This is a genomic window from Gracilibacillus boraciitolerans JCM 21714 (assembly GCF_000521485.1).
GTDB classification, from domain to species: Bacteria; Bacillota; Bacilli; order Bacillales; family Amphibacillaceae; genus Gracilibacillus; species Gracilibacillus boraciitolerans.
The window spans coordinates 1-13,900 of sequence record NZ_BAVS01000002.1 but is presented as its reverse complement, the minus strand read 5'-3'; the positions used below and the strand labels follow the sequence as shown (position 1 = coordinate 13,900).

The 13,900-nt window shown below is 32.8% G+C and carries 13 protein-coding genes, 2 pseudogenes and 1 CRISPR repeat array; of the genes and pseudogenes, 7 read left to right on the top strand and 8 right to left on the bottom strand.

Going from position 1 to position 13,900, the window contains the following annotated elements:
* Nucleotides 1–23: 23 nt before the first annotated feature.
* A complete protein-coding gene (locus JCM21714_RS03240; RefSeq protein WP_035721866.1) occupies nucleotides 24–656 on the bottom strand; it encodes a YesL family protein in 633 nt (210 codons plus the stop codon).
* Between the two features lie 224 nt (nucleotides 657–880).
* On the opposite strand from JCM21714_RS03240, the gene JCM21714_RS03235 reads away from it, so the two are divergent.
* The 4 genes from JCM21714_RS03235 (at nucleotide 881) to JCM21714_RS03220 (ending at nucleotide 3,418) form a co-directional block, all read left to right on the top strand.
* Nucleotides 881–1,633 (top strand): response regulator transcription factor, encoded by a 753-nt coding sequence (locus JCM21714_RS03235; protein ID WP_035721865.1) that lies wholly within the window; start codon nucleotides 881–883, stop codon nucleotides 1,631–1,633.
* Between the two features lie 97 nt (nucleotides 1,634–1,730).
* Nucleotides 1,731–1,895 (top strand): hypothetical protein, encoded by a 165-nt coding sequence (locus tag JCM21714_RS20795; RefSeq protein ID WP_235182567.1) that lies wholly within the window; start codon nucleotides 1,731–1,733, stop codon nucleotides 1,893–1,895.
* Between the two features lie 13 nt (nucleotides 1,896–1,908).
* On the top strand, nucleotides 1,909–3,003 hold the full coding sequence (locus tag JCM21714_RS03225; RefSeq protein WP_084040558.1) for a sensor histidine kinase: 1,095 nt from the start codon (nucleotides 1,909–1,911) through the stop codon (nucleotides 3,001–3,003).
* A 55-nt stretch (nucleotides 3,004–3,058) separates the two neighbouring features.
* Nucleotides 3,059–3,418: a sensor histidine kinase gene (locus JCM21714_RS03220; protein WP_035721861.1), complete on the top strand. Its 360-nt coding sequence runs from the start codon at nucleotides 3,059–3,061 to the stop codon at nucleotides 3,416–3,418.
* A 56-nt stretch (nucleotides 3,419–3,474) separates the two neighbouring features.
* Here the strand turns inward: JCM21714_RS03220 and JCM21714_RS03215 are convergent, their stop codons facing one another.
* Both JCM21714_RS03215 and uxaC read right to left on the bottom strand, forming a co-directional pair.
* Nucleotides 3,475–4,677, bottom strand: a complete 1,203-nt coding sequence (locus JCM21714_RS03215; protein ID WP_035721860.1) for an ROK family protein — start codon at nucleotides 4,675–4,677, stop codon at nucleotides 3,475–3,477.
* 141 nt (nucleotides 4,678–4,818) lie between these two features.
* Nucleotides 4,819–6,218 (bottom strand): annotated as a pseudogene (gene uxaC / locus JCM21714_RS03210) (glucuronate isomerase).
* A 334-nt stretch (nucleotides 6,219–6,552) separates the two neighbouring features.
* On the opposite strand from uxaC, the gene JCM21714_RS17975 reads away from it, so the two are divergent.
* The 3 genes from JCM21714_RS17975 (at nucleotide 6,553) to JCM21714_RS03200 (ending at nucleotide 8,526) form a co-directional block, all read left to right on the top strand.
* A complete protein-coding gene (locus JCM21714_RS17975; protein ID WP_052000349.1) occupies nucleotides 6,553–6,756 on the top strand; it encodes a hypothetical protein in 204 nt (67 codons plus the stop codon).
* Between the two features lie 8 nt (nucleotides 6,757–6,764).
* Nucleotides 6,765–7,154 (top strand): hypothetical protein, encoded by a 390-nt coding sequence (locus tag JCM21714_RS17970; RefSeq protein WP_052000348.1) that lies wholly within the window; start codon nucleotides 6,765–6,767, stop codon nucleotides 7,152–7,154.
* A 283-nt stretch (nucleotides 7,155–7,437) separates the two neighbouring features.
* Entirely contained in the window at nucleotides 7,438–8,526 is a 1,089-nt protein-coding gene (locus JCM21714_RS03200; protein ID WP_369403424.1) for a M14 family metallopeptidase, read from the top strand.
* A 167-nt stretch (nucleotides 8,527–8,693) separates the two neighbouring features.
* Here the strand turns inward: JCM21714_RS03200 and JCM21714_RS03195 are convergent.
* The 5 genes and pseudogenes from JCM21714_RS03195 to cas2 form a co-directional block, all read right to left on the bottom strand.
* A pseudogene (locus JCM21714_RS03195) lies at nucleotides 8,694–9,973 on the bottom strand (TRAP transporter large permease).
* Between the two features lie 2 nt (nucleotides 9,974–9,975).
* Nucleotides 9,976–10,482, bottom strand: coding sequence for a TRAP transporter small permease (locus JCM21714_RS03190; protein WP_035721859.1), 507 nt, complete (start codon nucleotides 10,480–10,482; stop codon nucleotides 9,976–9,978).
* A 58-nt stretch (nucleotides 10,483–10,540) separates the two neighbouring features.
* On the bottom strand, nucleotides 10,541–11,626 hold the full coding sequence (locus JCM21714_RS03185; protein ID WP_035721858.1) for a TRAP transporter substrate-binding protein: 1,086 nt from the start codon (nucleotides 11,624–11,626) through the stop codon (nucleotides 10,541–10,543).
* Nucleotides 11,627–11,942: 316 nt separating this feature from the next.
* Nucleotides 11,943–12,509: direct repeats of the CRISPR family, unit length 36 nt; unit sequence GTCTCATTACTACCAAAAAACGCAGAGTACTAAAAC.
* A gap of 16 nt (nucleotides 12,510–12,525) precedes the next feature.
* Nucleotides 12,526–13,539: a hypothetical protein gene (locus tag JCM21714_RS03180; RefSeq protein ID WP_035721857.1), complete on the bottom strand. Its 1,014-nt coding sequence runs from the start codon at nucleotides 13,537–13,539 to the stop codon at nucleotides 12,526–12,528.
* A 12-nt stretch (nucleotides 13,540–13,551) separates the two neighbouring features.
* Nucleotides 13,552–13,761: a CRISPR-associated endonuclease Cas2 gene (cas2, locus tag JCM21714_RS03175; RefSeq protein WP_305037889.1), complete on the bottom strand. Its 210-nt coding sequence runs from the start codon at nucleotides 13,759–13,761 to the stop codon at nucleotides 13,552–13,554.
* Nucleotides 13,762–13,900: the final 139 nt, after the last annotated feature.

The following is a 13,900-nucleotide window of genomic DNA, read 5'->3' as shown; positions in this document are numbered from 1 at the left end:
ATTTTCATTGTCTTAAATCTCCATTAATTGCTATAGCGCGCTTTTAATACTGATATTTGGTCAAAAGCATGTGTTGCCATGATCATTATTATAAAGAAAGTTAAACTAATACCTATCGAAAACATGATTTGTGAAAAGTTTAATGACAGATATAGCATTCCACCTGCAGCAACAGCCATTCCAATTGTTTTAAAAGGATTTAACATGGCTACAATGAAAGCGTAACGGATCGTTGTAAATAACTTTGCTTGATAATGGGTATAAACAGGAAATACATATAAAACAACCATTATATACCAAATAGAAAAAATAAAAATGAGAATACTAATTGATCTGTATAATAGTCCTTCCTTTTCCATAAAAAACTGAAGATCAAAATAAATAATAGCACCTATCCCAATCAAAATAATTGTTAAGATATTTACTTTTAGAAAATTTGACTTGTACTCTTTCCAAAAATCTAAAAATATAGAATAAACGTTTTCATTTTTTAACCATCTATCTTGAATTTTACATAATGCTGCTGTGGCCGGACCTAAGCCGAATAAAACAAAACCCAACATTGTAAATAAAAACCACAAGATATTCAAATAGGTTAATTTTAACGCAATGATACAAAATGTTCGCATGATTTCCGTTAGTTTTACTGAATTCATTTCCTCATCCCTCATTTTGACATTGTCAATTTTCCTTAGTTCTATTAAAATAGAAATGGCATCAATGTTTAATCGATAGGTTTAGTATACTTGATACAAACAATCAAAAAAGACTTTAGATTTAATAAAAACACCTAATTTTTAAGCGCTTACATTTAAAGGTTCCTTATTTTATCTTTTGAAGTAATAAATGATACCTTTATCAATCGAAAGGAGGTTTTTGGATGTATAAGATCCTATTAGTTGATGACGAAGTAGAAATCCGCAGTGGATTAAAAAATTATTTCCCTTGGAACAATCTAGGATTCGAAGTTATCCATGATTGTGAAAATGGAAGAAAAGCATTAGCTTACCTTGAGGAGAATCAGGTGGATGTTATACTAACCGACATTCGTATGCCCATAATGGATGGGATTGAACTAGCCAAAAAGATATTTGATGATAAGAAGCAAAAGAAGGTAATTCTTTTAAGTGGTTATAAAGACTTCCATTATGCAAAAGAAGCAATGAAATACGGAGTGGTAAACTATATCGTAAAACCAGGAAAATTCGATGAAATCCAAGAAGTTTTCACTGATTTAAAAAAACAACTTGATACCGATATTTCTACTAAATATTCAAAAACCTATCCAAACTATACAGAAAATATTATTGAAACAATTAAAGCGTTCACGATAAAAAATTATGCAGATATATCGTTAGAAGATTTATCTAACCTGTGTAAAATGTCGCCTAATTATATTAGTACTTTTTTTAAAGTAAATACCGGAAAGAATTTCTCCACCTATGTAACGGAAATCAGAATGAAAAAAGCTGCCGAGATGTTATCGGATTTTCATTATAAAACATATGAAATAAGTAGCTTAGTTGGTTATACAAACCCGAAAAACTTTACTCGTGTGTTTAAAAAGTTCTACGGGGGGGTGACACCTCGAGAATACAGAAAACCGAAAGAAGTACCCGTAAGTCATGAATAATAAAATATTACTCAAAAATATTGTGCTGTTTCTATTTCCTTTGTTGATTCCTGTCTTTATTTTAGGGTCTTTTGCTATCATCATAACCGATAAATATATGAAGGAATCGATTACAAATGTTAATTTAAACACACTTCAACAACTCGAACAGCAGACCAACATCGTTTTGAATGAAATGCATTTATTACATTTAGATTATAATTGGAATCCAGAAATTATATTATCGCTACAAAACATCCTTGATTCCAATTATTTAACTTGATCAAAAAAGAAATTTGAAATACGGGAGGGGGGGAACGTTACGCAGAAAAGATATCGCTACAAATTATATCCATTCTATTTATGTATACTACAGGAATGATAAAGGTCGAGTACTCACATCAAGTTCCGGTGTACAATACATTGAGAATATGTTTGACCAAGACTGGTTTAAAGAATTCAATACTAATTCAACTAATGACGAGTTGTGGATTGAGACAAGGAAAATTGCCCAATATGAATTTGCAAAACCTGATCCCGTGATTACCATTTATAAAAATGTTTTTAAAACAAACGCTCCAAATGCTGAAGGATTGATTGTCTTAAATATCAATCAAGACTTTTTTCAAAATTTAATTAGTGAGCTCAATCATTATCATAGTCAAAGTATTTTTGTCATAGATGAAAATAATAATAAATTATATGGCAATGCGGCTAGCGATGAGATAAATATTAATGATTTATCTCTGTCTAACCATCAAGATACATATGAAGTGACTATTAATAATAAAAACTATATTGTCAATAAATTCCAATCAAAAGATCATAATTTAAGATATTTTTCGGTAATCGAAAAGAATATTATATACTTCTTACCGAATCAATTACGTTTATTAACCATTGCTTTCGTAGTTTTATCTCTTATTTTAGGGGGGGCTGCTACGATTTATTATTTATCAAGAAAGAATGCGCGCCATGTTAGTGATATAATTAAAATTTTAAACACTACCAATCAAAATGAAAAAGAATTGATCAAAAACGTATCCTTTAAGGACAATGAATATCAACTGATCGTTCGACGAATTCTTAAAAATTACATTTCAAAAAACAATTTGGAAAAAGAACTTAATAATAAGGAATATCAGCTACAATCAGCGGAGCTGCTTGCTTTGCAAAATCAAATCAATCCGCACTTCCTGTCTAATACTCTAGCTATCATTTATTGGAGGGCAATGGCGCTTACAGGAGAACCGAATAAAGTAACTAAAATGCTTGAAACATTAACAGATATATTAAATTTTTTCATTAAGGATAAAAAATCATACGGTAACACTCAAAGAAGAAATACTCCATACCAAAAATTATCTCAAAATCATTCGAATTCGATTTGATCAAGATTTTACGATTAATTGGGATTATTGTGAAAATGATCTTGAAGAACGAGTATTGAAATTCATCTTACAACCTATTATTGAGAATTGTATAATCCACGGTAGCTCTGAGGAAGAAATTACGACTGACATAAAAGTAAAAATAAAGAATAAAAAGGAAAATATTCGTTTTACTATTATCGATAATGGTAAGGGAATATCATCAAAAAAATTAAATAGCCTTTTAAATGAACTCGACAAAGATCAATACAGAACAAATCATATTGGTCTTTCCAATATTAAAAAAAGGTTATCATTATTATTCGGTGAAAACTTTCAATTTATCATCCGAAGTAAAGAAACGTGGGGGGGTACAATTATAATCATTGAACATCCTCTAGAACATTCTAATAATCAGGAAAAAAATTATTCTTAAGACTTATACTATTGATCAAAAACCTATCATTAGGTTAATAGCAAAGAAGCGCATAATCATAAAGAAAATGCGCTTCTTTCGTTTTCGCTAATCGAATTATTTGTTTCAGATAAGGTTAATCGTGAAAGTTCAAGAAAACGTTGGATCCCTATGGCACATGCTCCAACAACACTTGCTTTTGCACCTAAACCGGATATCACAATATCACGATAATGTGAAACAGAGGAAATTAAGTGTTTTTTTATTTCTTCCAAAGCTTGAGGATATATTTTTAGAATTGGACTATTTAGCACGATCATTTCAGGATTATAAATATTAATCACATTGTTTAGTCCAATCGTCAGATCAGATATCCATTCATTTAAAGCAAAGATTACATTTTCATTTTTCTCGTTAAGCAGTTTCTTAATATCAGCGTGCGTCTCTACTTTAGTTTCTACATATTTATTAACATTTTCAAAAAAACTTGGTTCTGAGGCATAACGCTCCCAACAGCCTTCGTTTCCACAACGACACGGTTTTCCCTTGGGATAGATGATCATATGACCCATTTCTCCTGCATGACCATGATAGCCTGTTTGCAACACTCCATTAACAATTATTCCTGATCCAATCCCTGATGAAAGGTTAATATTTAACAAATGATCGCTTTTGTGATATTGAAAAATTCTCTCTGCATATGCAGATAAATTCGCATTGTTTTCAATAGAAATATTTTCAATTCCTTGTGATTTCAAATCATCGACAATATCTTTATCTCTCCATTGATAACGAGGGACAAAGTGAATTTTCTTATCACTTGATACCGTTCCATGAATAGCGATGACAGTTTGAACTAATCCATAATGAGCCATTTCAAACTCTTGTTGATATTTTTTTATTCTCTCAGCGAGTACTAATACGATCTCATCGTAAATATCTGTTTTAAGATCGACTCTTTCATATTTAACTGTGTTTCCTTTTAAGTCAGCAATATTAAATAGGATATGCCCATAGTCAAGATCGATACCTAGAAAATAGGCAGCTTGCTCATTAATAGACAATGAAATCGGTCTTCTTCCAACTGTGTAGTGTTCTTCCTGTGACTCATAAATTAAATTTTCAACGAGCAAATCATTTACTTGAACAGAAATCGTTGCTTTATTTAGCCCAGTGACTTTGGAAATACTAGCCCTTGATATTTTATGATGTTCAAATATTTCGGTTAGTATGTTACTTCTATTTATTTTTTTAATATATGAGCCATCACCGGTAATCATACGAATTCCCCCCTAATTACATTTATTTGTCCGGGAAACAAATTAAGATTTATTTATAGTATACCAAATAACGTACACCAATGGATAGTTCTTTAGAAAGAAACTGAAGTCGAACACCCTTTTTAAGTTACCAAATCCAAGTTATAAATTAAAATATTTTTTCGCATTATTATAACAGATATCTGCTACATATTGTTTTAAAAGGTTGATGTCATTTGGTACTTTTCCTTCTTCTACCCATGTACCGATCACATTACATAAAATCCGTCGGAAGTATTCATGACGAGAAAAGGATAAAAAGCTTCTGGAATCCGTTAGCATTCCAATAAAGTGGCGAATCAGTCCAAAGTTAGCTAGTGTTTTCATTTGGTATTCCATTCCATCGATATGATCATTAAACCACCAGGCTGTTCCAAACTGCACCTTTCCAGGGATTTCGGCGTTTTGGAAGTTACCTGCAGTTGCAGCTAATACTTCGTTATCGCGAGCATTTAATGTGTAAAGAATCGTCTTGGGCAACTTGTTTTGTTGCTCTAGTGCATCCAGGAACTTATTTAATGGTTCTGCTACTAATTTATCCCCCCCTAACGAATCAAAGCCTGCATCCGCTCCAATTTGATCAAACATTTTTGTGTTATTATTTCGCTGAGGCCCGATATGTAATTGCATCGCCCAGCCTTTTTCGGCATACCATTCACCGAGTTGAATCAACGTATGTGTTTTAAATTGATTTACTTCCTTGCTTGTTAAGGATTGCTTCGCCAAACGCTTATCAAAGATAGTCGCTATCTCTTGTTTTGTCGCTGCTTCATAGAACATTACATTGATCCCATGGTCCGAACTGCGGCAACCTATTTCATCAAAAAAGTTGACTCGTTTTTCAAGCGCTAATAAGAAGTCATTGTAATTTCCAATGGTCACGTTGCTTATACAAGCTAATTTCTCAACCCACTTAATAAAACCCTCTTTTTCAATAGCTAAACCATTATCAGGGCGAAAGGATGGCGACACTTTTGTCGGATAGCCTCTTCTTTTAGTTTGATATGATAGTTTAGATCATCTGTAGGGTCATCTGTTGTCCCGACTAATTCAACCTTGTCCTTTGCTAAAATAGATCGAACGGATAATTCTGGTGACTGTAACTTTTCGTTTGCATATGTCCATATTGATTCGGCAGATTGTTCATCGAGTAAATCATCAATTTCAAAGTATCGCAATAATTCCAAGTGGGTCCAATGGTATAAAGGATTTCCAAAAGTGTTTGGTACCGTTTTTGCCCATGCCTTAAATTTCTCTAAGTCACTTCCATTACCGGTAATTAAATTTTCCTCGATACCATTTGCTCGCATTGCCCTCCATTTATAATGATCACCAGATAACCAAATATTATAGATATTATGATAATTTTTATCTTCATAAATTTCATTTTGCTGTAAGTGATTATGGTAATCAATAATCGGTAATCCTTTTGCTGTTTCATGATACAATCGTTTTGCAGTTTCATTATACAATAGAAAATCTTCTGTAATAAACGTCTTCATTATTTTACTCCTCTCTTCCTTAGTTTGTTTGGTAAACAAATTATAATACTATTCAATTAATTTTACAAGCTAAGTTTTTAAAACTAAATTTATTCTAGGTATTTAATATACCGTTTTTCTAACCGATATAATAGACATCCTTCAAATAATAAGACTTTAAAAATATTTATTTTACACCTAAATTTTCCCTTTATTGCTTAATATTTTCTAAGTCAAAACAATTGCGAAAATAACATCGTGTTATTTACAATAATAATAGCTGCTGACGTAATGTCATTTTATTGAGAGGGTTCGCATATATTCACAAACTAACATTAAAGGAGCTATAAAATCATTGCCCAAAGAAACCTTTTATAATTTACCTGACGATAAAAAAACTAAACTAATTGCCGCCCTACATAAAGAATTCTCACAGGTTTCTTTAGTAGATGCCTCTATTGCTAACATCATCTCTTATGCTCAAATTCCAAGAGGAAGTTTTATCAGTATTTTTCTGATAAAGAAGACGCCTACTTTTACTTATTTGACAAGCAGATAAGTTTTGCAATGGAACAATTCATCTGGATTTTACAAAAACATAACGGCAGTCTATTTGATGCATCTATTGCCTTCTATCAGTTAATTGTTGAAGAGCAGGAACATTTTACTTTTTTCAAAAATGCCTTATTAAATATGAATGCTAAAATTGAGAAATCTGTTTCAGGTATATTTGCCAGTGAAGAAGAGCTCGATCATTTTAAGAATATTTATAATCACTTAAACCTTTCGCTGCTTAAGATTCAAACAGAAGAAGAAATATTTCAACTAATGAAAATGATTTCCGCTATAACTTTTTATAATATCACAGAAAAATTCTCAAAGGACTTTCCTATTGAAATCTCTATTAAAAATTATCAAAGTCAATTAGATCTATTAAAAAAAGGCGTCATACGCTAGTTCATTATAATTTTGAAAAATACACTTAGTTTTTTACTTAGGTGTATTTTTTATCGCGGTGCTATTCTTCTGTAAGACCAACCACTGATCATAGTCTCACTTAATTTTTTATTCATCAATTCTTTTTTTGCTTCATATGATGAAATAGTGCCTACCTATGATCGGAGGAAAAAATGATGAAGGTTAAAGTCAGACAAGGCGATTCCATGTGTATTACAGTCAATTATTCCAACTACCTCTTCCCTTAATAGTAGCATCTAATTCGCAGTTAAATCCTAATTTATTGACAATTGGGCAAGAAATTCAAATACCTGGATATCTTCCGCAAACCTATACCATTAAAGCAAATGATACATTCTGGCAGATTGCTCAAAGTCTATCATTACCAGTTGACGCTCTACTATTACTGAATCCCACTGTTACAGCAACCCAACTTCAAATAGGTCAAAATCTTATACTTCCTCAAAAGATAACAAATTTTGTTATCTCAGATGAAAATAATTATACTTTTGAGAAGATGACTGGAGATATCCAACATTTAGTTACTATCTATCCATTTATTCAGCAACAAGTGATTGGTAAATCTGTTTTAGATAAGGATCTGATCGAATTGCAAATGGGCGTTGGAAACCGTCAGAAACATATTAACGGATCTTTTCACGCTAATGAGTGGATCACTACTCCTGTTATTATGCGATTTATCAATGAATATGCCTTAGCTTTAACAAATAATACATCGATTCGCGGTTTAAATACTTTACCGTTATTTGAAAATAATACGTTGTCTCTTGTTCCAATGGTAAACCCTGATGGAGTTAATCTCGTATTAAATGGCGTAAACGCTGCCGGAAATTTAGAGGATTATGTCTTAACATTAAACAACGGAAGTAATGATTTCTCGGGATGGAAAGCGAATATTAATGGGGTGGATCTCAACAATCAATATCCGGCATTATGGGAAGAAGAAGCGAAAAAAAAACCAACTACACCTCAACCACGCGATTTCCCGGGTTATCAGCCATTAACTGAACCTGAGGCAATTGCGATGGCAGAGTTAGCGCAACAAAAGCCATTTGAAATTATGAATGCTTTTCATACACAAGGTGAGGTTATATATTGGGGATTCCAAGGGTTAGAACCTCCTGTATCCCAAACAATTGTTGAAGAGTTTGAACGAGTAAGCGGCTATCAACCGATTCAATATGTGGATAGCTTTGCCGGTTACAAAGACTGGTTCATACAAGAATTTCAAAAACCAGGAAATACGGTTGAATTAGGCCTTGGAACCAATCCCCCCCTTCCTATTAATCAATTTGAGGAAATCTATCAGGAAACGTTGGGGGGGATTATGTTGGCTACTTTATATTTATGAAATAAGGGTAAAATAACTCACAACCGTAAAGTAGGTATGAGTTATTTAGGAATTGATTAAATAAACTGAAAAATATAAGTTATCAAACCGAAAGATCCATGAAAAGAATGCTCAGATCATGGATCTTCTGTGTTGGTATATTATAAATTCGGTACTATAAACTAGCATTAATACCCAAACAATGACGGTAAAAATAGTGAAATTTTTGGGATATATGCAACTAATAATAATACGATGATCATTGCAGCATAGAAGGGTAACATACCTTTTGATGCCTTTTCTATGGATATTTTTCCGATTGCGGATCCAACAAAGAGTACTGATCCAACTGGTGGTGTAACTAAACCAATTGATAGGCAAAGAATGAGCATCACACCAAAGTGAACAGGATCAAATCCTACAGTTATTGCTACAGGTAATAATATTGGCGTCGCGATTAAGATTAATGGTGCCATATCCATTATCATACCTAATCCTAATAAAATTATGATGATTAGCAAAATTGTTACATAATCATTTGGTGAAATACCGATTAGTGTTTCTGAAACGATTGCAGGAACTTTCAATAATGCAAGCAACCAACCAAATGAAGATGAAGTAGCAATTAAGAACATTACCATTGCTAATGTTTTAAACGTTTTATGCAAAATAACTTTCATATGTAAAAAGGGTATTTCTCGATAAACAAAAAATGTAATAATAAAAGCATAAAGTGCTCCTATTGCCGCAGATTCAGTCGCTGTAAAGAAACCGCTCAAAATACCACCCATGATAATTACTACAGTAAATAGTCCCAAGAGGCCTTCCCACATAATGCGTGGAACTTCTTTTCTTTGAATTACTTCGCCTTTAGGATAATTTCGTCTAACAGCAATCACATAAGTCAATATCATTAAAGATAACCCGAGTAATAACCCAGGACCTAGTCCACCCATAAATAACGCACCAACTGATACACCACCAGCAGCTGTAGAATAAATGATCATGTTATGACTCGGTGGAATTAAAACACCTTGTGCTGCACTTGAAATTGTTACAGCTACAGCATAATCGGAATCATATTTATTTTTTTCATCATTGGAATTAACACCGAACCTAATGAAGAGGTATCTGCTAAAGCAGAACCAGAAATACCACCAAAAAATGTACTAGCTAAGACATTAACCATAGCTAGACCTCCGCGTATTTTTCCAATGAGAACGTTCGCAAAGTTAATAAGACGTCGTGAGATTCCTCCTTCATTCATTATTTCACCTGCTAGGATAAAAAAGGGAATTGCTAATAGTGAAAATGAGTTTACCCCACTAACCATCCGTTGAAAAATAGCCGAGGGATCAATTTCCATATAAACCCCAGTAATTAATGATGATAGTATTAATGTTAATGCTATCGGTACTCTTAATAATAAAAGAAGTGCAAAACTTCCTAATAGGATTGCTATTTCCATAATTAATTCTCACCCTCACTAACTTCATTAATATAATCTTGGTAAAGTCCCTTTTGGAAAAGTAGTTCAACTCCATACAATATCAGAAAAACTCCCCCAATTGGTATACAAGCATATAAACAGCTAGATTTCAGTCCAGTTCCAGGCATAGTAGATCCACCCATAAGTACAGTAAATTGATATCCGTAATAGACCATCATAATACCAAAACCAACTAATAACAGTTTAGAAAAAATATCAAAAACATGCTGTACAGACTTAGGAAACTTATTTACAACAAGACCTAAAGCGATATGCAGTTTTTCCTTTACACCATATGCAACACCTAGAAAACTAATCCAAACTAATAATACTCTAGAAAGTTCTTCTGACCATGATGGAGTATAACTAAATAATTGACGCGAAAATACTTGTACTACTATTACAACTACCATTACCGCTAACATCGTAAGTACTGTAAACAAAAAGGCTTTATCAATGAAAGATTTAACTTTCTTTAATACTTGCACTATAAATCCCCCCCCTATAGTATCGAGAAAGAGGGAAACCCTCTTTCTTATACTTTTTTTATTCAGATAACTTATTTACCCATTCGCCGTATTGTTCACCAAATTCATCATAGACAGGTTGTACAGCATCTCTCCACTCAGATAGATCATCAACTTCTGCAATTTCAGATCCAGCTTCTTCTACTGCTGTGCGAGCTTCTTCAGTCAACTCTGCCCATGCTTCACGTTGTGCTTCAACCGATTCCATTGCTGCTTCTCTAAACAATTCTTTATCTTCATCACTTAATTGATCCCAAACTTGTTGAGAACCAATAACAATTTCAGGTGTACCAGTGTAACCTGGTAAGGTATAATATGGAGCTACTTCATAATGATTAACTGTATAGTAGCTTGGAAAGTTATTCTCTGCTCCATCAATTACGCCTGTTTGAAGACCAGAATATACTTCTTCATATGCCATTGGTGTGGCAGATGCTCCTAAAGCTTCTACTACTGCAATTGCTAAATCAGATTGTTGAACACGAATCTTCATTCCCTCTAAATCTGAAGGTGAAGTTACAGTGTATTGCGTATTATAGAAGGCACGTTCACCTGAATCATAGTATGCTAAGCCTACCATATTAGATCCATCAAAAGTATCTAGTAATTCTCGGCCTACATCACCATTTAACTTTTCCCATTTTTGTTCTTCACTTTCAAATAAGTATGGCAAAGATAGCACGCCAATTTGATCGTTAAACTGCGTTAAAGGTGAAGCGTTTACACGAGCGAAATCAATAGATCCTAATTGAATTTGCTCAATAACGCTTACTTCATCTCCTAATTGACCTCCAGCATACACTTCAATTTTATATCGACCATCTGTTTTTTCTTCTACTAATCTAGCAAATTCTTTATCACCTACAACTGTTGGATAATCTTCTGGTTGATTGTCTGCTAGACGAAAAGTAACTGTTTCGGCAGATTCTTCTGTTTCTTCACCACCATCAGTACTTCCTTCGTTTTCCCCCCCATCTTGATCTTCTGTTCCCTGATCCTCATTAGTGTCTCTGGCACTCTCTTCGGATGAATCACCACCACAAGCTGCTAGCAATAGCACAAGACCTAACAACATTGATACTAAAAATAATAGCTTTTTATTCATGTTTTTACCCCCCTAGGTAGTATTGTTTTAATTAATTTGTTTATTGAACAAATTAATATACTATCATTATATTTGTAAGGGCTTTAAATTTCAAGTGTTTTCTTTAAAATTATGAAAAGGGATTCATTACTACCAAAAAACGCAGAGTACTAAAACTTCGCTTGTTCATTCGCCATTCACGACCTTGTCTCATTACTACCAAAAAACGCAGAGTACTAAAACTAGAAAGTATATTATATTTACTGAACAGTGGTCTCATTACTACCAAAAACGCAGAGTACTAAAACATCTTTTACAACCTTTTTAACATCTTGCATGTCTCATTACTACCAAAAAACGCAGAGTACTAAAACTATGAGACCATTTATAAGTAAAAGTGGTTTGTCTCATTACTACCAAAAAACGCAGAGTACTAAAACTGCGCTGATTCAAATCTAAACGCATGAAGTGTCTCATTACTACCAAAAAACGCAGAGTACTAAAACAGAGAAGAGTGGATGGTAGCGCAAGTCTTAGTCTCATTACTACCAAAAAACGCAGAGTACTAAAACCACTCGGTTCTTCACTTTTAAGCCTTCGCCGTCTCATTACTACCAAAAAACGCAGAGTACTAAAACTCGAGTGGATGATCCTACCAGTTATCGATTGTCTCATTACTACCAAAAAACGCAGAGTACTAAAACTTGATAACTTACGATAAGCATCTGCCCATTGTCTCATTACTACCAAAAAACGCAGAGTACTAAAACAGGGGGGTTTTACGATGAACATTAAAGCCAGGTCTCATTACTACCAAAAAACGCAGAGTACTAAAACATAATCTTTGGTTAAAAAAATTTTCGATTGGGTCTCATTACTACCAAAAAACGCAGAGTACTAAAACCTCTAATGAAAATATATCAAATTTTTTCATAAAGATCTACAATATACTCGTAAACAGGATTGTCCATAATTGTTTCATCCACATTTAGCACAAATTTATATTTCATTTTATACATTAAAGAAGTAAACACATAGAGATCAATCGACTTAAATAATATTACATCTGCATCTGTATTATTAGAAACTGTAGGATTTAGTTCAAATACATCTGCATATCGTTGAAGTATTGATAAAACACTATCTTTCAAATCCTCAAACTCATATATAACGGGACTATTCCATTCCATGTCTTCTATAAATTGATTACTGAAAGTTTGTTTGTTTTCAATAAAATAATTCATTCCTTCTAAGTCTTTACATAGAAATTGCTTTGATTTCGTAATCACAAAAATAGGGATAGTATCGCTAAATATTTGTAATAATTTATACATTTCCTTTTGTTCTAAAGGACTCAAATATGTCTCAGGATAAAAGAAGAAAACAATTCCTGGCTGCTTTAAGTTTGTCATTAAATATCGATTTAAAATAGGCAACAGCAACTTATTTTGATAGATAAATTGATTTGTTTCATCTAACATATTAGATCCTAAATCAATTTCAAGCAATTTAATAATTGAATCATACGTTAGTAATCGTGGCCGAATCGGCAATTCAGAAATAGAATGCTCAACTAAATCCTCCAATAATACATTAATATTATTTATATAGCCATCCGCTTCCACATTATTCAAAAAACTCTGCTTTACTTGTCCCTTTAATAAGGACTTCGACCCTAGTTTCGTTTCTTCCAGTAATAAATCATTAGTAAACACTATCGCATGAAAACGCGCACTTGAAATTTCTTCATAATCATCCATAGTATTTAATACGTTTAACTCATTCTTCACTTTACTTCTCGGCTGAAAATAATCAATTATTGGCTGAATGAGTGATCGTTCATTCGTTGTATAATTAACAAACAAAGAGCTATACTGACCTATATTTAACTCGTATTCTTCAATATCCTTTCGTACTAGTAAGCGCAAATCCAAACAACCACCACCTTAAAATTCAATTGTTCTATTTTCACCTAAAATATTTAAGTTCCTATCTTCTTCTCCTACTAATACTTTCATCTTTTCAAATTGTTTTTCTGTAATAATAATAGATCTTACATGTCCATCTCTAGGAAGAAATCTCTTTATTAAATTAATTGTACCTTCAGCTTGTTCTTTATTTAAACATGATTTTACATAGATGGAATACTGCATCATCAAAAATCCATGACGAATCAGTCTTTACGAAATTTCGAATACGTTCTCCTCTGTATTTTTGTTTCTACTGGTAAATCAAACATAATCATAACTCGCACAAATCTAAGGCTCATGTAAAATTATTTTTTCAATACTTGGT